Annotated in this window: 17 protein-coding genes; 12 read left to right on the forward strand and 5 right to left on the reverse strand. The window is 65.1% G+C overall.

Going from position 1 to position 22,579, the window contains the following annotated elements; all coding sequences use genetic code 11:
• Positions 1–17: 17 nt before the first annotated feature.
• The 4 genes from HMPREF3151_RS08835 (at position 18) to HMPREF3151_RS08850 (ending at position 7,525) form a co-directional block, all read left to right on the forward strand.
• Entirely contained in the window at positions 18–983 is a 966-nt protein-coding gene (locus tag HMPREF3151_RS08835) for a DivIVA domain-containing protein (RefSeq protein WP_070475166.1), read from the forward strand.
• A gap of 241 nt (positions 984–1,224) precedes the next feature.
• Positions 1,225–4,401: an isoleucine--tRNA ligase gene (gene ileS, locus HMPREF3151_RS08840; RefSeq protein WP_070475167.1), complete on the forward strand. Its 3,177-nt coding sequence runs from the start codon at positions 1,225–1,227 to the stop codon at positions 4,399–4,401.
• A 399-nt stretch (positions 4,402–4,800) separates the two neighbouring features.
• A complete protein-coding gene (locus tag HMPREF3151_RS08845) occupies positions 4,801–6,099 on the forward strand; it encodes an HNH endonuclease signature motif containing protein (RefSeq protein ID WP_070475168.1) in 1,299 nt (432 codons plus the stop codon).
• A gap of 43 nt (positions 6,100–6,142) precedes the next feature.
• Complete coding sequence (locus HMPREF3151_RS08850) at positions 6,143–7,525, forward strand: DNA polymerase IV (RefSeq protein ID WP_070475169.1); 1,383 nt, start codon at positions 6,143–6,145, stop codon at positions 7,523–7,525.
• Here HMPREF3151_RS08850 and HMPREF3151_RS08855 read toward each other — a convergent pair.
• The gene (locus HMPREF3151_RS08855) at positions 7,514–8,404 is read right to left on the reverse strand and encodes an asparaginase (RefSeq protein WP_070475170.1); all 891 of its coding nucleotides are present in this window, start codon (positions 8,402–8,404) and stop codon (positions 7,514–7,516) included. The two genes, HMPREF3151_RS08850 and HMPREF3151_RS08855, sit on opposite strands and share 12 nt — an antisense overlap.
• Positions 8,405–8,478: 74 nt before the next feature.
• Between HMPREF3151_RS08855 and HMPREF3151_RS08860 the strand changes: the two genes are divergently transcribed.
• A complete protein-coding gene (locus tag HMPREF3151_RS08860; protein ID WP_070475171.1) occupies positions 8,479–9,057 on the forward strand; it encodes a WKL family lipoprotein in 579 nt (192 codons plus the stop codon).
• On the opposite strand, the gene HMPREF3151_RS08865 is transcribed toward HMPREF3151_RS08860, so the two are convergent.
• Positions 9,054–9,992 (reverse strand): DUF6263 family protein, encoded by a 939-nt coding sequence (locus HMPREF3151_RS08865; RefSeq protein ID WP_070475172.1) that lies wholly within the window; start codon positions 9,990–9,992, stop codon positions 9,054–9,056. The two genes, HMPREF3151_RS08860 and HMPREF3151_RS08865, sit on opposite strands and share 4 nt — an antisense overlap.
• Before the next feature lie 72 nt (positions 9,993–10,064).
• Here HMPREF3151_RS08865 and lspA point away from each other — a divergent pair, with 72 nt between their 5' ends.
• From lspA to dnaE, 7 genes are read left to right on the forward strand one after another with little or no spacing between them, the layout of a single operon-like run.
• Positions 10,065–10,574, forward strand: a complete 510-nt coding sequence (gene lspA, locus HMPREF3151_RS08870) for a signal peptidase II (RefSeq protein WP_070475173.1) — start codon at positions 10,065–10,067, stop codon at positions 10,572–10,574.
• On the forward strand, positions 10,564–11,493 hold the full coding sequence (locus HMPREF3151_RS08875; RefSeq protein WP_070475174.1) for an RluA family pseudouridine synthase: 930 nt from the start codon (positions 10,564–10,566) through the stop codon (positions 11,491–11,493). The genes lspA and HMPREF3151_RS08875 overlap by 11 nt, the downstream gene beginning before the upstream one ends.
• Entirely contained in the window at positions 11,494–11,988 is a 495-nt protein-coding gene (locus HMPREF3151_RS08880) for a hypothetical protein (RefSeq protein WP_070475175.1), read from the forward strand.
• Positions 11,989–12,039: 51 nt separating this feature from the next.
• On the forward strand, positions 12,040–13,746 hold the full coding sequence (locus tag HMPREF3151_RS08885; RefSeq protein WP_070475176.1) for an efflux RND transporter periplasmic adaptor subunit: 1,707 nt from the start codon (positions 12,040–12,042) through the stop codon (positions 13,744–13,746).
• Positions 13,747–14,484, forward strand: a complete 738-nt coding sequence (locus tag HMPREF3151_RS08890) for an ABC transporter ATP-binding protein (RefSeq protein WP_371441213.1) — start codon at positions 13,747–13,749, stop codon at positions 14,482–14,484.
• On the forward strand, positions 14,485–15,753 hold the full coding sequence (locus HMPREF3151_RS08895; protein ID WP_070475177.1) for an ABC transporter permease: 1,269 nt from the start codon (positions 14,485–14,487) through the stop codon (positions 15,751–15,753). It abuts the gene before it with no gap.
• Positions 15,754–15,810: 57 nt separating this feature from the next.
• Positions 15,811–19,371: a DNA polymerase III subunit alpha gene (gene dnaE / locus HMPREF3151_RS08900; RefSeq protein ID WP_070475225.1), complete on the forward strand. Its 3,561-nt coding sequence runs from the start codon at positions 15,811–15,813 to the stop codon at positions 19,369–19,371.
• 73 nt (positions 19,372–19,444) lie between these two features.
• On the opposite strand, the gene HMPREF3151_RS08905 is transcribed toward dnaE, so the two are convergent.
• From HMPREF3151_RS08905 to HMPREF3151_RS08915, 3 genes are all read right to left on the reverse strand, one after another.
• Entirely contained in the window at positions 19,445–19,954 is a 510-nt protein-coding gene (locus HMPREF3151_RS08905; protein ID WP_070475178.1) for a hypothetical protein, read from the reverse strand.
• Between the two features lie 36 nt (positions 19,955–19,990).
• Positions 19,991–20,527, reverse strand: a complete 537-nt coding sequence (locus HMPREF3151_RS12120; protein WP_070475179.1) for a hypothetical protein — start codon at positions 20,525–20,527, stop codon at positions 19,991–19,993.
• Between the two features lie 154 nt (positions 20,528–20,681).
• The gene (locus HMPREF3151_RS08915) at positions 20,682–22,556 is read right to left on the reverse strand and encodes a choice-of-anchor I family protein (RefSeq protein ID WP_210383730.1); all 1,875 of its coding nucleotides are present in this window, start codon (positions 22,554–22,556) and stop codon (positions 20,682–20,684) included.
• Positions 22,557–22,579: the final 23 nt, after the last annotated feature.

Genomic DNA, 22,579 nt, shown 5'->3' on the forward strand with positions numbered 1-22,579 from the left:
TATCGAAGGGAACGCAAATGCCGCTGACACCAGCTGACGTGCACAATGTCGCTTTCAGCAAGCCGCCGATTGGCAAGCGAGGCTACAACGAGGACGAGGTGGATCAGTTCCTCGACCTCGTGGAGGACACGCTTGCGCAGCTGCAGGATGAGAATGACGAGTTGCGTTCCCGCCTCGAGGAGGGCGGCCAGGACGCAGTTGCTGCTGCGCCGGTGAAGCGTTCCGACGACTCCGCCAAGGTTGACGAGGCCGCTATCCGCCGCGAGGTGGAGCAGAAGGTCCGCGCCGATTTTGAGGCGCAGCTGCGCTCCGCGAAGCAGGCCCAGGAGAAAGCTGAAGCTGAGGCCCGTTCCGCTAAGGACGAGGCAGCCAAGGCCCGCAAGCAGGCCGAGGAGGCCGCGAAGGCTCCGAAGCAGGCAACTGCTCCGGCGGCTGCCGCCTCCCAGCCGGCCCGCAGCGACGTTTCCGCTGACACCCACGTGCAGGCAGCGAAGGTGCTCGGCCTCGCGCAGGAGATGGCGGACCGCCTGACCAACGACGCGCAGGCTGAGGCTTCTTCCATGTTGGCGGATGCTCGTGCCGCCGCAGAGCGCGAGATCGCAGAGGCTGAATCCAAGTCCAAGAAGCAGCTCGAGGACGCGCAGACCCGCTCCCGCACCCAGCTGCAGGACGCGGAGACCCGCTCCAAGCAGCTGGTCACCGACGCGCAGAAGAAAGCTGAGGAGACCACCAACGAGGCCAACTCCCGCGCCGAGGCGCAGATCCGCCAGGCGGAGGAGCAGGCAAACAAGCTCAAGGCCGACGCGGAGCGTAAGCACACCGAGATCATGAACACGGTGAAGCAGCAGCAGACCGCGCTGGAGAACCGCATTGCGGAGCTGCGCACCTTCGAGCGCGAGTACCGCACGCGCCTGAAGACGTTGCTGGAGTCCCAGCTTGAGGAGCTCGAGTCGCGTTCCAGTACCGCGCCGAACGAGAAGTAGCACCTAGCTCTTCACAAACGCCCAGCATCGTTGTAGGATGCTGGGCGTTACTCGTAACACGTTATGATCCGGCCATCACCGGGGAGCGTTTCCGGAAGAACGGCTTGTGCCTATTAGACCCGGACGTCACACACGGAAGACGTAACTTCCTTCACCGCAACGAAGTGGGGGCGCACCACGCGCCTCAAGCAGGGTGGTACCGCGCAACACTGCGTCCCTGCACGGCTGAAGGAGTGATGTCATGGTTGGCAACGTCTACCCCAAAGTGGACATGACCGGCGGCAGCGACCGCTTCCCGGAGATGGAGCGCGTCGTCCTGGACTACTGGAACACGGACGGCACGTTCAAGGCCTCCCTGGAGCAGCGCGAGGGCTGCGAGGAGTACGTGTTCAACGACGGCCCGCCGTTCGCCAACGGCATGCCGCACTACGGACACCTGCTTACCGGCTACGTCAAGGACATCGTGCCGCGTTTCCGCACCATGTCCGGCTTCCATGTCCCGCGGGTCTTCGGCTGGGACTGCCACGGCCTGCCTGCTGAACTGGAGGCGGAGAAGCAGCTGGGCATCACCGACAAGGCCCAGATCGAGGACATGGGCCTGGAGCAGTTCAACGAGTACTGCGCCAAGTCCGTCATGCACTACGCGGGCGAGTGGGAGGACTACGTCACCCGTCAGGCCCGCTGGGTGGACTTCGAAAACGGCTACAAGACGATGGACCCGGAGTACATGGAGTCCGTCATGTGGGCGTTCAAGGAGCTCTACGACAAGGGCCTGATCTACCAGGGCTTCCGCGTCCTGCCGTACTCCTGGGCCGAGCACACTCCGCTGTCCAACCAGGAGACCCGCCTGGACGATTCCTACCGCGACCGCCAGGACCCCACCGTCACCGTGACCTTGCCGTTTACCGGCGGGCGCGCAGGCTACGCCGCGGAGAAGACGTGGGCCGAACATCCTGAGCTTCACGACGCTGCAGCTATCGCCTGGACCACGACCCCGTGGACGCTGCCGTCCAACTTGGCCCTCGCGGTCCACCCCGAGGTGGAGTACTCGTTGGTCAAGGTCGGTGCGGACGGGGCCGAGGGGTTCGTCGATAAGCAATTGCTCTTGGCGACGAACCTGCTCGGCGCGTACGCGAAGGAGCTCGGCGAGTACGAGGTTGTGGCCACTTACGAGGGCGCGCAGCTGGAGGGCTTGGAGTACGAGCCGGTCTTCGACTACTTCCGCGACCACGACAACGCGTTCATGATCCTCAACGCGGACTACGTGACCACTGAGGACGGCACCGGCGTGGTCCACCAGGCGCCCGCCTTCGGTGAGGACGACATGCTCACCTGCCAGGAATACGGCATCGACCTGGTCATCCCTGTCGACGCCGACGGCAAGTTCACCTCGCTGGTGCCGGAGTACGAGGGCAAGCTTGTCTTCGACGCGAACCGCGACATCATCCGCGACCTGCGTGCGAAGGGCCGCGTGCTGCGCGACCAGACCATCGTGCACTCCTACCCGCACTCCTGGCGCTCCGGCGAGCCGCTGATCTACATGGCGCTGCCGGCGTGGTTTGTCAAGGTCACCGACATCCGCGACCGGATGGTGGAGCTGAACCAGGAGATCGAGTGGATCCCGTCGCACATCCGCGACGGCCAGTTTGGCAAGTGGCTCGAGGGCGCGCGCGACTGGAACATCTCCCGCACCCGCTACTGGGGCTCTCCGGTTCCGGCGTGGGTCTCCGACAATCCTGAGTATCCGCGCGTGGACGTCTACGGTTCCCTGGACGAGCTGGAGCGCGACTTCGGCACCCGCCCGAAGTCCCTGCACCGTCCGCACATCGACGAGCTGGTGCGCCCGAACCCGGACGACCCGACCGGCAAGTCGATGATGCGTCGCGTGCCGGATGTGTTGGACTGCTGGTTCGAGTCCGGTTCCATGCCTTTCGCGCAGTACCACTATCCGTTCGAGAACGCCGAAGAGTTTGACACCCGCCAGCCGGCGGACTTCATCGTGGAGTACTCCGGCCAGACCCGCGGCTGGTTCTACGTGCAGCACGTGCTGTCCACCGCGCTGTTCGACCGTGTGGCGTACAAGAAGGTCGTCGCGCACGGCATCGTGCTGGGCTCGGACGGGCAGAAGATGTCCAAGTCCAAGGGCAACTACCCGAACGTGATGGAGGTCTTCGACCGCGACGGCTCCGACGCCATGCGCTGGTTCCTCATGTCGTCGCCGATCCTGCGCGGCGGCAACCTGATCGTCACCGAGCAGGGCATCCGCGAGGGCGTGCGCCAGGCGCTGCTGCCGATCTGGAACGCGTACACGTTCCTGCAGCTGTACTCGTCGGAAGATGCACAGTGGTCCGTGGACTCGGACAACGTGCTCGACCGTTACATCCTGGCCAAGACGCACGACATGGTGGCAGCTGTGGGCGAGGCGCTCGACGACACCCGCATCGCCGATGCCTGCGACGAGGTGCGCCGCTACGCCGACACACTGACGAATTGGTACGTGCGCCGCTCCCGCGACCGCTTCTGGGAGGGGCAGGAGGCGCACCCGGAGGCGTTCAACACCCTCTACACGGTGCTCGAGGTCGTCTCGCGCGCTGTGGCGCCGCTGCTGCCGTACGTCTCCGAGGTGATCTGGCGCGGCCTCACCGGCGGTCGTTCGGTGCACCTGACGGACTACCCGCAGGCCGCCGAGCTGCCGGCCGACGCCGAGCTGGTCGCCGCCATGGACGCCACCCGTGCAGTGTGCTCTGCGGCGTCGTCAGTGCGCAAGGCGAACAAGCTGCGCAACCGCCTGCCGCTGCCGAAGCTCACTGTCGCGCTGCCGGAGTCGGACAAGCTTGAGGCGTTCCGTTCCACCATCCGCGACGAGGTGAACGTGAAGGACGTCGTTCTAACTGACGACGTCGACTCCGCCGGATCCTTCGAAGTCGTGGTCAACGCGAAGGTTGCCGGCCCGTCGCTGGGCAAGGACGTGCAGCGCGCCATCAAGAACGTCAAGGCCGGCAACTACGAGCGCCGCGGCGACGACGTGGTCGTCGACGGCGACATCGTGCTCACCCCGGAGCTCTACACCGAGCGCCTGGTGGCGGAGAACCCGGAGAGCACTGCGCGTGTCGACGCCGACGGCACCGTCGGCCTGGTCGTCCTCGACACCGAGGTCACCGAGGAACTCGAGGCTGAGGGGTGGGCGGCGGACGTGATCCGCGGCCTGCAAGATGCCCGCAAACGCGAGGGCTTCGAGGTCTCCGACCGCATCGCCGTGGTGCTGGCCGTGCCCGCGGAGAAGGAGGCGTGGGCCCGCACCCACGCCGACCACATCGCCGCCGAGACCCTCGCGACGTCCTTCGACGTGGTCACAGAACCTGTCGAGGGCCACGACGTCGTCGACGGGGTGACCGCGACCGTTCGGAAGAACAGCTAAGGCTGGGGTAAACCTGAGGCCTCACTCGTACAGAGTGGGGCCCCTTTTTGCTTGCAGAGCTGGGGCGGCGGGTCGGCGATCGTTTGTGGGCACTATGCAGCTGCATAGTTTTTCTGACCAATTTTGGGGAGGCACCAACTATGCAGTGGCATAGTTTCTCGCGACGCAACTGGGGCGCTTGAGGGATGGCGTCGACTATGCAGCTGCATAGTTTTTCTGGCCAATTTTGGGGAGGCACCCACTATGCAGCGGCATAGTCAACGGATTTTATGTTCGGCGCTTTTACTTAGTGAAGCGCCATAGATTGTCCACTTCAGTGGACATTTTTTGCCAAACCGTTGACTCGAACACATGAGCGTTCTATAAAGGTGTCAATGTTCATGAGTAAGGGGATTAACCATGACAGTTGTGGTGGAAGAACGGACAGACGGTCGAACGGGTGGCCTGTCGGCAGAGGTGCTCGAGGACCAGATCAAATGCAATCAATTGTCGGCGAACTACCACCGGGCGCGGATGCTCGATGCTGTGGGGCAGTTCGACGAACAAGGGCTCGCGGAGCAGTACGGGGAGAAGTCGACGGCAACGTGGTTGCGCAGCGAGCTCAACCTCCCGCAGGCCACGGCGTTCGAGTATGTGCGCGTGGCGCGGGGGCTGAGGAAGTTCAGGTGTTTGTACGCCGCATTCGAATCGGGGGTGATGCCGTATTCGACAGTTCGCTTCCTTCTCCGGTACGTGAATGAGTACAACGAGGAGCAATATGTCGAGCTCGCGCTGAGCATGTCGTTTGCTGATCTCCAGCTTTTGCTCGCCGGGGCAAGACCCAAAGAAGAGGACCCGACGGAACCATTCGCTCGCGCCCGCGAGTGCGACGACGGCATGCTCGCCTTCGAGGCGAGGCTTCCGGCGGTGGCTGGCCAAAAACTCCTGACCGCGCTGAAGGTGGCGCAGTTGGCCAGTTTCGGTCTCGAGGATGTGGACCCGGATGATCTGCAGGACCCGGAGAAGGTGCAGAAGCTTATCGACGACGCATCTGCCGCCGAAGACGCCGTCCTGTCAGAACAGGACCGCGCTCCGCGTAAGCGCACGAAGATCACCATGGACGACATCGTGCGTTCGGTGTCGCGTTACGGGCCTCCAGAAAAACAGGACGTGTACGGGGCCTTGTTGTCCATGATCGACATGGTCCGCGCAAACCCGAAGAGTCCGCTTCGTAGCCCTGGCGTGCAGGTTAACCTCATGGTGAATCAGCAAGGTCAGTGCTGGATGCCAGAAAACCGCTCGGCCTCTTCTGAGGACGTGCGCAGCTACCTCGCCAATGCGATGGTGCGTTTGCACTTGCTGGATGAAACGGGCCTGACTATCCACGTCGGCCGTTCGCGGCGGTTCGCCACAGACGGCCAAGTGCAGGCACTGCTGGCGATCTGGGGATATCAATGCGCCATGCCTGGGTGTTCGCATAGGCGCTTCATAGAGATGCACCACATAAAAGAGTGGGAGCACGGAGGCATGACCGATTTGGACAACCTGATTCCGCTGTGCTCGAGCTGCCACTCCCAGGTGAGCCACGGAGTGATCACCATTGAGCGCCAAGGGAGCGATTTGTTCTTCACGTTCAAAAACGGTGCCCGGTTCGTCTCGCGAAACAGAAAGCAGCCGAGGCGAATGGAGTACGTCGCCGGAGATTCGTTCGCCGGGTGAGGGGATTGGAACAACGCGGGACCGGTGGTGCACAGTGGTGGACATGAACCGCTGGGTGCTGCACATCGACATGGATGCGTTCTACGCGTCCTGCGAGCAGCTGACCCGGCCGACGCTTCAAGGGCGCCCGGTGCTGGTTGCGGGAGTCTCTGGGCGCGGTGTGGTCGCCGGCGCGAGCTACGAGGCGCGCAAGTATGGGGCGCGCTCGGCGATGCCGACGCACCGGGCGGCGCGTCTGGTGGGGTCGAAAGCGGTGCTGGTAGCCCCGCGCAGGTCGGTCTACGCGGCGGCGTCGAGGCGGGTGTTCGAAGTCATCGGCAGGTACGTGGATGTGGTGGAGCAGCTTTCCATCGACGAGGCGTTCATGGAGCCAGAGGACTTGGTTGGGGCGAGCCCGGAAGACGTGGAGCAATGGGCGAACGAGCTGCGCGCGGCGATCAAGGAAGAGACAGGTTTGCCAAGCTCGATCGGGGCGGGTCCGGGAAAGCAGTACGCCAAAATTGGCTCGGGACGGGCGAAGCCGGACGGGGTGTTTGTCATCCCGCACGACCGGCAGTTAGAGATCCTGCACCCGATGCCGGTCAGCGAGTTGTGGGGCGTGGGGCCTGTGACTGAGTCGAAGTTGCTCGCCGCCGGGATTGAAACGATCGGGGACCTGGCCAACCTCAGCGAGAAAGAGCTGGACATCGCCATCGGTGGCGCGGTGGGCAAGCAGTTGTGGTGGCTGGCGCGAGGCGTGGATGAGCGGCCGGTGGCGCCGAGGGCGGAGTCGAAGCAGATCTCCTCGGAGCACACCTACCCGCAGGATCTGACCACCCCGCCGGAGGTGGACGCGGCGCTGGAGCGGGCGGCTGCGGAGTCGCACCGCAGGCTGCGCAAGGACGGTCGCGGGGCGCGAACGGTGACGGTGAAGTTGCGGATGGCGGACTTCCGCATCGAGTCGCGCTCGGCGACGTTGCCATACGCCACCGATGACGCGGAGACGCTGCTGGCCACCGCGTTCCGGATCGTGCGTTACCCGGATGAGGTGGGGCCGATCCGGCTGGTTGGAGTGTCGTACTCGGGGCTGGAGGACACGCTGCAGGACGTGCTGTTCCCTGAGCTGGACCAGGCGATTGTGAAGCCGGCGCCAGTGCCGGCGGACTACGAAACTGGGGTTAGCGACCACGAAACGCAGTTCGACGCGGAAGTTCGGCAGGAGACAGCTCCGGAGCGCGGCGTGTGGCGCGCCACCCAGGACGTTTACCACCCTGATTACGGCCATGGTTGGGTCCAGGGGGCCGGCAAAGGTTGGGTGACGGTGCGGTTTGAAACGCGGGCGACGGGCCCGGGCAGGATCAAAAGTCTGCGCGCGGACGACCCGCAGCTCCAACAGGCGGACCCTTTGGATTCGCTGGCGTGGCAGGACTGGTTCTCACAGCAGTGAGCGTGGATCCATGCCGGTGGCCAGCGCGGTGGCCAGCGCGATGCGGGCCTGCCCGGCGCTGAGGTAGCCGGCGGGCAGCGCCCCCAGGTCGCCGAGGGTGGAGCCGCCGCCAGCGCCGCCGTAAGCGAACGACACCTCGCCGTAGGGCACCGACGTCGCAACAACCACAGGCACCCCGCGACGCAGCAGCTTTGCGACGGCTTCGCCCATCCCCGCCGACACATTGCCGGAGCCGAGGGCTTCGAGGACGAGCCCGTCGATAGGCCCGAGTGCGCGGAGGAGGGCGTCGTCGGCGCCGGCCCACGCACGGACGATGGGGATGTTCAGCCCGTCCAGCGGGGCGGCCGGCACAGCCATGGGGCGGGGCAGGGGAGTGCCGCTGGTGAGGGTGAAGGCGTGCTCGGCGGTTGTCTGCGTCTTCATCAACCCGCGCGCTGGAAGGGTTTCGCCCGCGAAGTGGACAAGCACGCCGGTGTCGTGCCGGGTGGCGGCCACCTCGATCGCGCCGCGGAGGTTTGCGGGCCCGTCGGGGTGGGCGTGGTCGGCGGAACGCATCGCGCCGGTGAGCACAACTGGTCGGGGGTCGGCGTGGACGAGGTCCAGCGCGAGGGCGGTTTCGGCCATGGAGTCGGTGCCGTGGGTGATGACGAGGGAGGCGGAGTCGTCGAGAAGCAAAGTGCGCACGGTTTCGCGCAACATGTCGATCTCAGCGAGCCTCATCGACGAGGAATCGAGGCTGGCCACGTCGATCGCGCGCACCTGACGAGTGGTGCCGCAGCGGGCGACGAGTTCCTCCCCGGTGAGGGTGGGCACGAGCGCGCCGCGGTCGTTGGCGGTGGAGACAATCGTGCCGCCGGTTGAGATGACTAACACGTTCATGCACACAGAGTGCCAGAAAGTTGCGGGTGTGCAGTAACGTGAAACGAGAGATTTACGCTACGCAAGGAGAACACGTGAAAGCACCGAAACTTGTCGCAGCCGCTGCCGTGGCGGGCCTGGCGCTGAGCCTGACTGCCTGCTCCGAGGATTCGGACACGACCGAAACCACCACCGAAACCCAGGCAGCCTCCTCCGAGGCTGCCCCGGTTGCGGAAATGCCCACGGCGGAAGAGCTCAATGCCGTGCTGCAGCGCGCCGCCGACCCGAACCTGCCCATCGCAGAGCGCGCGAACACCGTGCAGGGCGGCGAGACCACGCCGGAGCTGTTCGACCTGATGACCCAATCGCAGCAAGAGTCCGGCGCGAACTTCCAGGTGGTCAACCCGGTGCTGCCGGGCTACACCGCCAACTCCGTGCTCGCCACCGTGAACTTCACCCGTCCGAACGCTGAGTCCCAGCTTGCAGAGGACGTGGAGTTCATCAACGAGGAAGGCAACTGGAAGATCTCCAAGAGCTGGGCCTGCTTCCTGGTCAGCAACACCCTGGCCCCGGAGCAGGTGCCGGACATGTGCAACACGGGTGCACCGGCAGCCCCCGAAGCACCGGCCGAAGCGCCAGCCGAACAGGCGCCGGCCGAAGCTCCGGCGCTCTAAGCTCCGTACTGCACAGCGCGGGTGATGTCTTGGACCACCCGCGCTTTGTCGTCTCCGCCGTAGATCAGGCGCGTGGTCCAAGCGGTCTGGCCGGACACCGGCAGCGGGCGGGTCAGGTCCACCACGATCTGGCCTTCGGAAGTGGTGCGCGAGGAATCCACCTGCACGCTTTCGCCCTCGAGCTCACCGGGGCCGTCGATGGTGACGTTGTTGTTCTGGGGGCGCTCCTCAACCTTCGTATCCAGCGTCAGCGTGTCGCCGTCGCGGGAGATCAGCGTGTAGGTGGTGGTACGCGTCATCGCGGTGTCGCCCGCGACGCGGCTTTCCACGGTCCAGGTCGCACCGGGGCCGATCGGCTCGTCGGGGAAGACGACGGAGTTGTTGATTAAGGAGATGAGGGTGGGCTCGACAAGCTGGAGGCCGCGCTGCGGCGCGTCGGCGGGTGCGAGCAGTTTGAGAGTGGAGATGCGGCCGGTGTCCTCGGTGCGCCAGCTCATGCGGAACCCCTCGGAGGCGGCGACGTCCTGGCCGATGTCCAGGTCGGAGTGCTTGCCGGAGCCGACGACGAAGTCGATGCGGGAGTCCGCGACTTCCTCGCCGTCGCCCGGATCGGGGGCATCGCCGGCTGTGACCGTCAGCGGCAGGGTGGTTTTGTTCACGTCCCCGCCGGCGGGGACGTCCGCAACCTCGGCTTCACCCGGGGCGGCCACGTGCTGGTCCACGCCGGAAGAGACGGCAACGGCGGTGTCCCACTCCGCGTCCGGGGAGTAGCGCACCTCCTCCGGGTTTTCGCCGGGGTTGACCAGGGTGACCGAAGGGGCGTCGATAGGAAATGCTGGCACCCCCGCAACCGGATCGTCCTCGGCGGAGGAGCATGCGGTGAGCGCGAGGGTGAGGGTAGCGGCGGCGGTGATACTGCGGAGGGGGCGGAACATTCTTCAAAAGCTACCTGTCGCGCGCAGCGGAATACAGGCAGGCCGTCCGCGACCGGCTAAAGTGGGTCGGCGATGAAGCAGGACACGACAGCACAACGCACCCCCCGCTACCTCGCCTTGGTGGTGGCGGTCATGCTCGCGGTCGCCGCGGTGGACCAGGGCGTCAAGCAGCTGATGCTGAACTGGCTGGAGCCCGGGGTGGCGCAGCCGGTGATCGGGGACTGGTTCCGCTTCTACCTGCTGTTCAACTCCGGCGCGGCGTTTTCCATGGGGGAAAACCTCACGTGGGTGTTCACCGCGATCCAGCTGGCGTTCGTGCTGGGTGCGCTGTGGTTTGGGCCGAAAATGACCTCGAAGTGCGAGGCGCTGGGCCTGGCACTTGTGGCCGGCGGCGCGCTGGGCAACCTGATCGACCGGTTGTTCCGGGATCCTGGATTCTGGTTCGGGCACGTGGTGGACTACATCTCTGTGGGAAGCTTTGCGGTGTTCAACTTGGCGGACGCCGCGATCACGGTCGGCGTGGTGGTGTTCATCCTGGGCACGATCGCGGCGGAGATGAAGGGAGGCAGCGATGGGCGGTGAGTTCAGGGCCCTGCCCGTGCCTGAGGGGCTCGAGGGGATGCGGGTGGACGCGGCGATCGCCAAACTCTTCGGCGTCTCCCGCTCCGTCGCAGCCGAGATGACGGCGGAGGGCGATGTGCTTGTCGACGGAGCTGCCGCCCAGAAATCCGACCGCGTCACCTCAGGCGCGATGCTGGAAGTCACCCTCCCTGAGCCGAAGCGCGCGCCGCAGCCGGTGGCTGAGCTGGTGGAAGGCCTGGAGATTCTCTACAGGGACGCGGATGTGATCGCCGTGGACAAACCGGTGGGCGTAGCTGCGCACCCGACGCTGGGCTGGGAAGGCCCGGATGTCGTCGGCGGGCTGCAGGCGATGGGTTTCACCTTGCCGGACGCCGGGCCCCCGGAGCGTCAAGGCATCGTGCAGCGCCTCGACGTCGGCACCTCCGGCGTGATGATCGTGGCGGCGAGCGTGCCCGCCTACTCCGTGCTCAAGCGCGCCTTCAAGGAGCGCACGGTGGACAAAACCTACCACGCGCTGGTCCAGGGGCTGCCGGACCCGATTGAGGGCACCATCGATGCACCGATTGCGCGCCACCCGTCGGCAGGCTGGAAGTTCGCCGTCACCCAGGACGGCCGCCCGAGCGTGACCCACTACAGCGTCATCGAGGCCTTTCGCCGCGCGAGCCTTCTGGACATCCACCTGGAAACCGGGCGCACCCACCAGATTCGCGTGCACATGTCCTCGGTGGGGCACCCCTGCGTGGGCGACCCGATGTACGGCTCGGACCCGAACCTGGCCAAGGAGCTGGGCCTGAAGCGCCAGTGGCTGCACGCCACCAAGCTGGGTTTTACCCACCCGCGCACCGGCGAGTACATGGAGGTCGCCTCCGAGTACCCGGAGGATCTGCGCACCGCGCTGGATAAAGTGCGGAACGGCTAGATGCGCGCACTCGCCGTGGCGCTCGCGCTGGTGGCCGGGTTCTGGCTGGTCGGCGCGGCCAACCCGCCCGCCCCGCCCGTGCTGCAGGGCGACAGGTTAGGCCCGGAGGACGGGGAGACGATACAGCAGTACGCCCAGCGCGCAGCCGGCACTCTCGATCACGAGGAGGCGTCCTTCGCGCTGGTCACCTTCGCCCGCCCGCTAGGCCCCGACGAGGCTGCCGCAGCGCTTGCCCCGGCACCCCGCGTGAGTGCACTCGTGGTGCCGGGGGAGGCTCCGGTGGTGGTCCCGGAGGCGTCGATAGGCACAATGCGTATCGACGTCCTCCGGTCCGCCACCACCTCCCCCATTGCCGGAGCAGTAGTGTTTGCCCCGCGCACACAACTCGAGCAGATGAACGCCACGGACACTGTCTTCGCTGTGGAAATGCTGCCAGCGGACGCGGTGTGGGGAGCATTTTCCATCACTACTTCCGCGACACGTGGGGGTGTATAGTTTGCGGAGTTGTACGCAGGCCCGTTTTGCACCGTTAGGCAAGGAGAGCTCTTGACTTCCTCTACCGAAAACTCGACCGGACACAAGCGTCTCACCCGAGCAGGGCTTGCGCTGGTGACAACCTCCGCACTCTTCCTCGGCGCCTGCGGTTTCGGCGGAGGCGGCGACGACAGTGCTGAGGGGGCAGGGCTGAACCCCGGCGACTACACCGTGGCCACCAACGAGGGTGTGTCAGACAGCGTTGTGGTCAACGGCACGGTTGAGCCGATCCGCTCTGTGAACATTTCCACCGCGGTGCAGTCCGAGGTGGAAAAAGTGGCAGTTAAGGCTGGCGACCGCGTGCAGCCGCAGCAGTTCCTGGCCAGCATGAACTCGGAGCAGCTGGAGCGCCAGCTGGAGGTGCAGCAGAAGCAGCAGGCCAACGCGCAGGCGGATGCCCAGGCGCAGGTGGATCAGGCGCGCGCGGCCCTGAATGCTCATCAGGAGAGCGTGAACAACGGCACCAACGAGGCCATCCGCGCAGCCCAGGCGCAAGTCAACCAGGCGCAGGCGGCGTACGACGCCGCTGTGGCCGCTAACGGCGGTGCCCGGATTGTCAACCGCGGTATTGCGGCCGTCGAGCGGGCCGCCGGCGATATTTCCTCGAACCTGGGCATCAAGACGGCGCCTCCGGCGGCGCCGCAGCCCCCGGCGGCACCGGCAGTGCCCGATCAGGCTCCCGCGCCGGGTGCGCCGGGCCAGCCGGGTGGGCTGAGCCCCGAGCAGCTGGCGCAGCTGACGGGGGAGAACGCTGGCGGCGGTGGCGGCGCTGCCGTGGGCGCGAATTTGAGCGTCGAAGAAGCCAGCGCAGCGCTGGAGGACGCGAAGGCGGGTCTGGCCGCTGCGCGTTCGGCAGCGGCGCAGGAAGGCAACCAGCTGCAGGCGCAGCTGGATTCCGCCACGCGCCAGGCAGAGACTGCACAGCTCGGCGACGGTGACGGCACCCTGGAATACCAGGTGCGCGAGTCCACCATTTACGCGCCGATGGCGGGCCTGGTCACCAGCGTGGACGTGCGCGAGGGCGACATCCCGCAGGGCAAGCTTTTGACCATCGCGGATGATTCCCGTTTGGTTATCCGTACCGACGTGCGCGAATCGGATGTGCCCAACATCAAGGAAGGCGACCGGGTGGAGTTCACCACCACCGCGACCGGCAAGAAGACGTTTAAGGGCCGCGTCACCCGCATCGCGCCGGCGTCCGATTCCGTCGCCAGCGGCAACGAGAACCCGATGCAAGGCATGCAGCAGCAGGGCAACAACAAGTCCAACGAGGTGACCTTCCCAGTGGAGATCGAGGTCACCGGCGACAAGGAAGGCCTGCTGCTCGGCGGCTCCGCCCGCGCGGAGATCATCACCGCCGAGGCGAAGGACGCGCTGAACGTGCCGCTGGACGCCGTCTACGGCGAGGACAACGACCAGAAGGTGCTCGTGCTGGCCACGGACGGCGACGACGCGATATCCGGCACCGTCGAGGAGCGCAAGGTGAAAACCGGCGCCTCCAACGACGTGGACGTCGCAGTCACCGGCGGCGAGCTGAAGCCGGGCGACATCGTGATCAACTGGCCGGACGAGTACCAGGGCCGCCTTGGCGAGACCGTGGAGATCACGGACCCGAACTTCAACGCGGACCAGGTGCGCCAGGCGCGGGAGAAGAAAGAGCGCACCACGGCCACGGTGACGGTCACCAGCACCCGTCGTGCGGCCGAGGGGCAGCAGTAGATGACGGAGGCTTCCAAGCACGGCGGCATGGCCGATTCCGGCCTGCTCATCGACATGCGCAATGTGGTCAAAACCTACAACGAGGGTGAACCCAGCGAGCTGACGGTGCTGCACGGGGTGGACTTCTACGCCGACCAGGGCGAGTTCGTCTCCATCGTCGGTCCGTCCGGCTGCGGCAAGTCCACGTTGATGAACCTGATCGGCATGCTGGATAGGCCCACCGAGGGCGCCTACGCCTTCAACGGCGAGCCGGTCTACGCCAAAGAAGACAAAGAGCTCGCGTCCTACCGCAGCAAGAACATCGGCTTCATCTTCCAGAACTTCAACTTGATCGGGCGCATGGATGCGCTGCAGAACGTGGCCATGCCCATGATGTACGCCGGCGTGGAGCGCAAAGAGCGCGAGGAACGTGCCGCCGAGCTGCTGGACCGGATGGGCATGGGCGATCGCCTGCACCACAACCCGAATGAACTGTCTGGCGGCCAGAAGCAGCGTGTGGCTATCGCGCGCAGCCTGGCCAACGACCCGGACTTGCTGCTCGCGGACGAGCCCACCGGCGCGCTGGACTCCAAGACCGGCCGTATGGTGATGGATCTGTTCCACGAGCTGAACCAAGACTTGGGCAAGGCCATCGTGTTTATTACCCACAACCCTGAGCTCGCTGAAGAGACCGGGCGCGTGGTGGAAATGATGGACGGCCGCATTGCCGGCGTGCGTCAACCGGGAGGGGCGAGCTAGATGAACATCCGTGAATCGATGCGGCTGGCCGTGTCCAGCCTGAACACCAACAAGCTGCGCTCGCTGCTGACATTGTTGGGCATCATCATCGGCATCATGGCCGTGATCATCATTATGACGCTCGGCCGCGCCCTGGAAAACGACGTCATGGGCGGGCTCGAAGACGCCGGCACCACCACCTATCCGGTCATGGTGCACGAGCGCCCCGAAGAGGGCGAGGGCAGCGACGACCCGTTCGCGGGATTCGGCATGGCCCCGCCGTCGGATGAGCGCGACGGCATGAGCCTGGACGACCTCAACGACCTGTCCGCCACCTTCGGCGACCGGGTCCGCGGCGTAGACATCGACGTCTCCGGCCAGGGCGAGGCCAGCACCAGCGACAACTCGGTCTCCGTCGGTATCAACCCCGCGCTCACCGGCTCGCTGGATCTGCGCAGCCTGAAGGTGCAGTACGGTCGCGGGATCACGCAGGACATGCTCGACGGCCGCCGCCCCGTCGCGGTGGTGTCACCGGAGCTTGTGGAGTCGCTTTTTAACGGCGATTCTGCCGCCGCCCTCGGTTCCCGCTTCGACGTGGACGTGGACGGCACCACCAGCGTGTTCACCATCGTCGGTGTGCTGGAGCGGGCAGAGAAGGACCCCGTGTTCGGGCAGTCCGCGGCCGCCGAGATCTTCATCCCGGCCACGTCGGCGGACCGGGTTGGGCTGGACGCCAGCTGGACACCGTCGTTTAGCGTGCGCTCCTCACCCGAGGAGGACCCGGAGGTCTTCCGCAACGATTTGCAGTCCTACCTCGACCGCAAGTATGCGGGCAACGAAAACTATGAGGCCGAGGTCTTCGATATTTCCGCGAGCCTTGAGGGCCTGACCACGATCTTCCGCACCCTGTCCACGGTGTTGTCCGCCATCGGCGGCATCTCCCTGCTTGTCGGCGGCATTGGCGTGATGAACATCATGCTCATCACCGTCACGGAGCGCACCCGCGAGATCGGTGTGCGCAAGGCCCTGGGCGCGACGCAAAACGACATCCGCGTGCAGTTCATCGTCGAGGCGATGCTGGTCTGCCTCATCGGCGGCATTATCGGCGTGATCCTCGGCGGCGCGGTCGGCATGATCGCCAGCTCCGCGGTGCTGGACATGACGTGGCCGCCGCTGAGCGCAGTGATCTTCGCGCTGTTGTTCTCGCTTGCGACAGGTGTGTTCTTCGGCGCGTACCCCGCCTCGAAGGCGGCAAAGATGCAGCCTATCGACGCCCTCCGGTACGAATAACCGCACTGGTTTTCGAGGGGATTCGCGCGTGTCGGCGTGCCGTCTAAGATGAGCCGCATGGCCAAAAAATCCTCCTTCGTGCACCTGCATAACCACACCGAATTTTCCATGTTGGACGGCATGGCGAAGGTGGACATGCTCGCCGACGAAGTGGTCCGTCAGGGCATGCCCGCGGTGGGCATGACCGACCACGGCAACATGTTCGGCTCGAACGCGTTCTACCGCCGCATGGTGGATGCAGGGGTCAAGCCGATCATCGGCATCGAGGCCTATATGGCACCGGAGTCCCGTTTCAACAAAAAGCGCGTGCTGTGGGGCACCCCGGATCAGAAGCGCGACGACGTTTCCGCGTCCGGCGCGTACCTGCACCAGACGATGCTGGCGGAAAACGCCACGGGCCTGCGCAACCTGTTCAAGCTGTCGTCGTTGGCCTCCTACGAGGGGCAGTTGGGCAAGTGGCCGCGCATGGACGCGGAGCTGATTGCCGAGCACGCTGACGGCATCATCGCCACCACGGGTTGCCCGTCGGGCGATGTGCAGACTCGCCTGCGCCTGGGCCAGTACGACGCGGCACTGGAGGCCGCGGCGATGTGGCAGGACATCTACGGCAAAGACAACTACTTCCTGGAGCTGATGGACCACGGCCTGCACATCGAGCGGCGCGTGCGCGAGGACCTGCTGCGTATCGGCCAGGCGCTGGATCTGCCGCCGCTGGTGACCAACGACTGCCACTACGTGCTCGAGTCCCAGGCGCCGTCGCACGAGGCGATGCTGTGCGTGCAGACCGGCAAGACCTTGCTTGACCCGGACCGCTTCAAGTTCGACGGCACCGGCTACTACATCAAGTCCGCCGAGCAGATGCGCGAACTGTGGGATTCCACGGTGCCGGACGGCTGCGACAACACCTTGTGGATCGCGGAGCGAGTCGGCGACTACGGAGAGCTGTGGGAAGAGCACCCGCACGACCGCATGCCGATCGCGGACGTGCCGGAGGGCCACACACCGACGTCGTGGCTGCGCGAGGAAGTCCTGCGCGGGTTGAAGGAGCGCTTCGACGGAGGAGAGGTCCCGGAGGAGTACCTGACGCGCGCGAGCTACGAGATCGACGTCATCGACATGAAGGGCTACCCGTCGTACTTCCTCATCGTGGCGGAGCTGATCAAGCACGCCCGCGAGATTGGCATCCGCGTCGGTCCGGGCCGTGGTTCCGCGGCAGGTTCCCTGGTCGCGTACGCGTTGACGATTACCAACATCGACCCGATGGAGCACGGTCTGCTCTTCGAGCGATTCTTGAACCCGGAGCGTCCGTCCGCGCCGGATATCGATATCGACTTCGACGACCGCCGCCGCGGCGAGATGATCACCTACGCCGCCGAGCGCTGGGGCGAAGACAAGATCGCTCAGGTGATCACCTTCGGCACGGTGAAGACCAAGCAGGCGATTAAGGACTCGGCGAAGGTGAACTTCGGTCAGCCGGGCTTCCAGATGGCAGACCGCATCAACGGCGCGCTGCCGCCGGCGATCATGGCGAAGGACATTCCGCTGTCCGGCATCACCGATCCGGAGCACGAGCGCTACGCCGAGGCTGCGGAGGTCCGCTCGCTGATTGAGACGGATCCGGACGTGGCCAAGATCTATGAGACGGCCCGCGGCCTCGAGGGAGTGGTGCGCCAGGCGGGCGTGCACGCGTGTGCCGTGATTATGGCGTCGGTGCCGCTGATGGAGCACATCCCGATGTGGAAGCGCCCGGCGGACGGCGCGATCATCACCGGCTGGGACTACCCGGCGTGCGAGGCCATCGGCCTGCTGAAGATGGACTTCCTGGGCCTGCGTAACTTGACGGTGCTCGGCGACGCGTTGGAGAACGTGAAGAAAAACCGGGGCGAAACCATCGACCTAGAAGCACTGGACACCGACAACCAGGCGGTCTACGAACTCCTCTCGCGCGGCGACACCCTGGGCGTGTTCCAGCTGGACTCCGGCGGCATGCAGGAGCTGCTCAAGCGCATGAAGCCGACCGGCTTTAACGATATTGTCGCCTCGCTAGCGCTGTACCGCCCGGGCCCGATGGGTGTGAACGCCCACTGGGATTACGCGGACCGCAAGAACGGACGCAAGCCGATCACACCGATCCACCCGGAGCTGGAAGAGCCGCTCAAGGAGATCCTGGACGAGACCTACGGCCTGATCGTCTACCAAGAGCAGATCATGAACATCTCGCAAAAGGTGGCGAACTACACCGCTGGTCAAGCAGACGGCTTCCGCAAGGCGATGGGTAAGAAGAAGCCGGAGGTGCTGGCGAAGGAGTACGAGACATTTTCTGCCGGCATGTTCTCGAACGGCTACTCCAAGGAAGCCGTGGATGCGCTGTGGGGCACCATCGAGCCGTTCGCGTCCTATGCGTTCAACAAGTCTCACGCCGCGGGCTACGCGCTGGTGTCCTACTGGACCGCCTACATGAAGGCGAACTACGCCGCCGAGTACATGGCTGCACTGCTGACCTCTGTGGGCGACAAGAAGGACAAGTCTGCGATCTACCTATCGGACTGCCGCCACCTAGGCATTAGCGTGCTACAGCCGGACATCAACGAGTCCGAAGAAAACTTCATGGCTGTCGGCGAGGACATCCGTTACGGGCTTGCAGCCGTGCGCAACGTCGGCGTGGAAGTGGTGGAGTCCATCAAGAAGACCAGGAAGGAAAAGGGAGCCTTCACCAGCTTCTCCGACTACCTGGACAAGATCGAGCTTGCGGCCTGCAACAAGCGAATTACTGAATCACTGATCAAGGCCGGCGCGTTCGACTCGCTGGAGCACCCGCGTAAGGGGCTCATGCTCATTCAGGAAGATGCGGTTGACTCTGTCCTTGCCACAAAGAAGGCGGCGGACAAGGGACAGTTCGACCTCTTCGCCGGCTTCGGTGGGGAAGAAGGTGCCGACAACTCCGCGTTCACCATCGAGGTACCTGACGACGAATGGGACCGAAAACACAAGCTCGCACTGGAGCGCGAGATGCTCGGCCTGTACGTCTCCGGCCACCCGCTCGACGGCTTCGAGGAGGCCATCGACGCGCAGACGGACACGCAGCTGACCACAATCCTGTCCGGCGAGATGCGCAACGGGGCAGAGGTGACCATCGGCGGGCTGATCTCTTCCGTGGACCGCCGCTTCTCCAAGAAGGACGGCTCGCCGTGGGCGATTGTCACCATTGAGGACCACCACGGCGCCCAGGTGGACGTACTGCTGTTTAATAAGGTGTACGCGCTGGTCGCTCCGCAGATCGTGGAGGACAACATCATCCTGGTCAAGGCGCACGTGTCCATCCGGGACGACCGCATGAGCCTGTTCGGCGACGACGTGAAGGTGCCTGAGCTCGGCCCCGGCAACGGTGCGGGCCTGCCGCTGCGTCTGACCATGCGCACCGACCAGTGCACGGCAGAAAACATCGCGAAACTCAAGGGCGTGCTGGTGAACAACGCCGGCGATTCCGACGTGTACCTGAACCTGGTCAACGGCGACCACAGTCAGCTGATGATCCTGGGCGACCACCTGCGTGTGAACCGATCCGCCAGCTTGATGGGCGATTTGAAGGCGACCCTGGGTGCCGGGATCTTGGGCTAGCGTCTGGCCCTAGAGAAGCGGAAAGCCCGTCCGGTGGGGACCGGACGGGCGCTCGGCTTGCGAGAAAGCAGCTCTACTTATTCGAGCCTGCCATCTTCTTGAGGCTCTCCTTCAGGCCTGGGACTGCGCCCACGACCACCATGATGGAGCTGATCGCCGCTGCGAGTGCGGTGACCCACAGCGAGATCTTGCCGATCACTTCGAGCGCCTGATCCTCGTAGGAGGACGGCTGCAGCCATGCCGGTGGGGTGTAGGTCGCCGTCGGGGTGTTGGTTACGACGTTCGTGCCGGTCGGCTTCTCCTTTTCGGTAGTTGCCGGGGTGGTGGTAGCCGGGGTGGTGGTGCCGGTCGGCTCAACCACCGACGGGCCCTCCTTGGTGGGGGCCGGCTCGTCAGCACTGGTAGGCGTCGTCGTAGAGGTGGCGGTCGTCTCAGATTCCTTAGTGGCCGAGGTAGTCGGCTCTGCGGTATTGGACGTGGTCGTCGTCGAAGTATCAGCTTCGGCGGCGGCTGCGGCCCCCGCGAGGGAGCCGGCTGCGATAGCGGTGGCCGCGAAGGACACGGCTACGAAACGGGACTTCATTGATTGACCTTCCTCAGGCGAAAGAGAGTTGGTGGATTAGAAGGGGAGGTTCGGAAGCTGGAAGTTGGGCAGCTGAACCTTCGGGGTGTGCAGGTGCGGCAGACCCAGGCCGAACTGAGCGTTGACCATGTCGATGATCTTGTTCGCACCGCGCGGGTCGGAGAACACGATCAGGGTGGTGGTCAGCACAGCACCCAGGGTGCCGGAGAAGATGCCGACGATGGTGCCCTGGGAGGAGCCGGAGCTCTTCTGCTCCGGCTTCGGAGCCGGGGTGGTCGGCTGAGTCGGCTCGGTCGGGGTGGTCGGCTGAGTCGGCTCGGTCGGCTCAGTCGGGGTGGTCGGCTGAGTCGACTCGGTCGGCTGAGTCGGCTCGTCGGTCGGCTCAGACGGGGTGGTGGTCTCGCTGGCCGGCTCAGACGGGGGGGTGGTCTCGCTGGCCGGCTCAGACGGGGTGGTGGTCACCGTAGCGGTTTCGGTGGTCGTAGCTGCAGTGTTCTCCTGAGCCATCGCCGGGACGGTGGCCAGGGACAAAGCGGTTGCGGCAGCCACGGCTGCAGTGGAAATGCGCTTCATATGTTCTCTTATTCTCCTCGTAGAAGATCCAAAACAGTCGATGCGGACGCTGTGCCCGACATGACACCCCGATGAACCTAGCAGGTTTAGGGTTAAAAATGTAGTGAAGCAACGGTCTTTATTTCATGGACAAACGTTGCCCGTCTGCGCGGGTTTACCTGGCAAACACCGAGCTCATAACGTTTCCGAGCGCGCCAAGCGCACCGATAACCAGCGCGACAGCGGAAAGTGCGATTGCGATCACACCGCCCTTGGAAAGGGAGCTGCCGGCACCGTCGGCGCCGGGTTGAGCGGGCTCGGCTGGCTCAGCCGGTGCCTCGACGAGCGAGTCCACCTGGAACACGGTGGTGGTGCCTGAAACCTCGTTACCAACGATCAGGAGGTTCTCGCCGTTCGGGGAGTCCTTCGCCGGCACAAAGGTCAGGCCCTCGGCGCCCAAGTCGCCGACCTTGTCCAAGCCGGCCTTCACGGCGTCGTCGCCTTCCTCGGCGAGCTCCTCCATATTGATGGAGAAGTCGCGGTTGTTGATGTATGCGGTGTAGGCCGGCGTCGCCGGGTCAGTGATGTCGTAGACCATCACGCCGCCGAGGCGCTCAAAGCCGATGAACGCGTAGGTCCGGCCGTTGATCTCGCCGACCGTGACGCCCTCCGGCTCCGGGCCCTTGTCGTCGGAGCGGGACTCGAACTCATTTTCCGTGTGGTTGGTGTTGAAGTACTCCGGCAGAAGCTTCGCGGTGATCTCCTCGAACTCGGCGCCGGAGTCGAACACGCGCTTGCCGTCGGCAGTGAAGATGGAGAAGCTGCGGCCTCCGTAGGTGTAGAGGTCCTCGTAGCAGTTCTTCTCCTCGTTCAGGCCGAATGCGGTGGTGATCTTCAACCGGCCCGCGTTCTCGTCCTGCTGGAACTCCTCGATCTCGGCTGCGGTCATCCCGGCGTAGCCCTCGCAGATCGGGGCCACCTTCTTGCCGCCCAGCTTCTTGATGCGCTCTTCCTCGGAGTAGGCCTCCCAGTCGCGGGCGTCGCCCTCGTTGGCGGTGACCAAGTAGGTGGTGCCGTCAACCTCGTAGGCGGCAATCGAGTCCGGCTGCAGGATGCTCTTGACCGGCGCGGTGCGGATGTTGATCTTGTCGTCCTTGTCGGAGATGTCCATGGGCACCTCGCGGCGGTCGGTGTAGCCCAGCGGCCACACGTCCTCGACGGTGGCAGAGGCGATGTCCACCACAGCCACGGCATTGTTTTCCTGCAGCGTGACGTACGCCTTGTCGCCTGCGACTGCGATGTACTCCGGCTCGAGGTTCTGCGCCTCGGTCGTGGAGGCGCCCACCTGGCCGTAGATGTGCACGCCCTTGTCTGCCAGGGTGCCCTCGAAGGCGCGGAAGTCGGCGGTGCGCACGTCGGCCTGCGTTGCGGCCTCAACAGCAGCAGGCAGCGTGACGACGGCTACGCTGCCCTCCGGATCAACCGAGTAATCCTCAGCAGGCTCGCCCTCGTTCGCCACCAGCGCGTAGTCGCCCTCCGGGGTGATGGTGACCATGTCCGGCAGGGCGCCGACGCCGACGCGGCCGAGCACGGCGCCCAGATTGTCGGCGCCGGCGTCGAAGAAGATCAGCTCGCCAGCATCGGTTTTGTTCTCCGGTTCGACGGTGGCCACCGCGAGGCCGTCGTTACGCACGGCGACGGAGTTAATGGTGGTGTTCTCGCCGCCGGAGACCTCGCCGACCTTCGTGGGCTTGGCGGGGTCGGCCGCGTCGAGGACGTCGATCTTGCCGGACAGTGCGTTGACGGTGAGGATGCGCTTCGAAGCGGCGTGGAAAGCGACGATTTCGGCGGCGGACTTCTCAAACGCGCCAGCGCCGTAGGAGCCCAGCACCGAGATGTCGGCGGTGGCACCGTCGGCAACATCCTTCACCGGTTCCGCAACAACGGCGGCGGTTGCCGGGGAGACAAAGCCGAGGGTGAGAGCGGTAGCGCACGCGGCGGCGATGCCGGTGCGGGAAAGGCCGGTGCGAGAAAGAGGGTGTCCGTTCATGGGGGAACCTTTCGGGGAGGCTG

Source organism: Corynebacterium sp. HMSC05H05 (assembly GCF_001807265.1).
Classification (GTDB): domain Bacteria; phylum Actinomycetota; class Actinomycetes; order Mycobacteriales; family Mycobacteriaceae; genus Corynebacterium.

What these genes read in the sequence shown, in the direction of transcription:
- HMPREF3151_RS08835 (WP_070475166.1), top strand. Translation starts at nt 18, where the DNA reads ATGCCGCTGACACCAGCTGACGTGCACAATGTCGCTTTCAGCAAGCCG.
- ileS (WP_070475167.1), top strand. Translation starts at nt 1,225, where the DNA reads ATGGTTGGCAACGTCTACCCCAAAGTGGACATGACCGGCGGCAGCGAC.
- HMPREF3151_RS08845 (WP_070475168.1), top strand. Translation starts at nt 4,801, where the DNA reads ATGACAGTTGTGGTGGAAGAACGGACAGACGGTCGAACGGGTGGCCTG.
- HMPREF3151_RS08850 (WP_070475169.1), top strand. Translation starts at nt 6,143, where the DNA reads ATGAACCGCTGGGTGCTGCACATCGACATGGATGCGTTCTACGCGTCC.
- HMPREF3151_RS08855 (WP_070475170.1), bottom strand. Translation starts at nt 8,404, where the DNA reads ATGAACGTGTTAGTCATCTCAACCGGCGGCACGATTGTCTCCACCGCC.
- HMPREF3151_RS08865 (WP_070475172.1), bottom strand. Translation starts at nt 9,992, where the DNA reads ATGTTCCGCCCCCTCCGCAGTATCACCGCCGCCGCTACCCTCACCCTC.
- lspA (WP_070475173.1), top strand. Translation starts at nt 10,065, where the DNA reads ATGAAGCAGGACACGACAGCACAACGCACCCCCCGCTACCTCGCCTTG.
- HMPREF3151_RS08875 (WP_070475174.1), top strand. Translation starts at nt 10,564, where the DNA reads ATGGGCGGTGAGTTCAGGGCCCTGCCCGTGCCTGAGGGGCTCGAGGGG.
- HMPREF3151_RS08880 (WP_070475175.1), top strand. Translation starts at nt 11,494, where the DNA reads ATGCGCGCACTCGCCGTGGCGCTCGCGCTGGTGGCCGGGTTCTGGCTG.
- HMPREF3151_RS08890 (WP_371441213.1), top strand. Translation starts at nt 13,747, where the DNA reads ATGACGGAGGCTTCCAAGCACGGCGGCATGGCCGATTCCGGCCTGCTC.
- HMPREF3151_RS08895 (WP_070475177.1), top strand. Translation starts at nt 14,485, where the DNA reads ATGAACATCCGTGAATCGATGCGGCTGGCCGTGTCCAGCCTGAACACC.
- dnaE (WP_070475225.1), top strand. Translation starts at nt 15,811, where the DNA reads ATGGCCAAAAAATCCTCCTTCGTGCACCTGCATAACCACACCGAATTT.
- HMPREF3151_RS08905 (WP_070475178.1), bottom strand. Translation starts at nt 19,954, where the DNA reads ATGAAGTCCCGTTTCGTAGCCGTGTCCTTCGCGGCCACCGCTATCGCA.
- HMPREF3151_RS12120 (WP_070475179.1), bottom strand. Translation starts at nt 20,527, where the DNA reads ATGAAGCGCATTTCCACTGCAGCCGTGGCTGCCGCAACCGCTTTGTCC.
- HMPREF3151_RS08915 (WP_210383730.1), bottom strand. Translation starts at nt 22,556, where the DNA reads ATGAACGGACACCCTCTTTCTCGCACCGGCCTTTCCCGCACCGGCATC.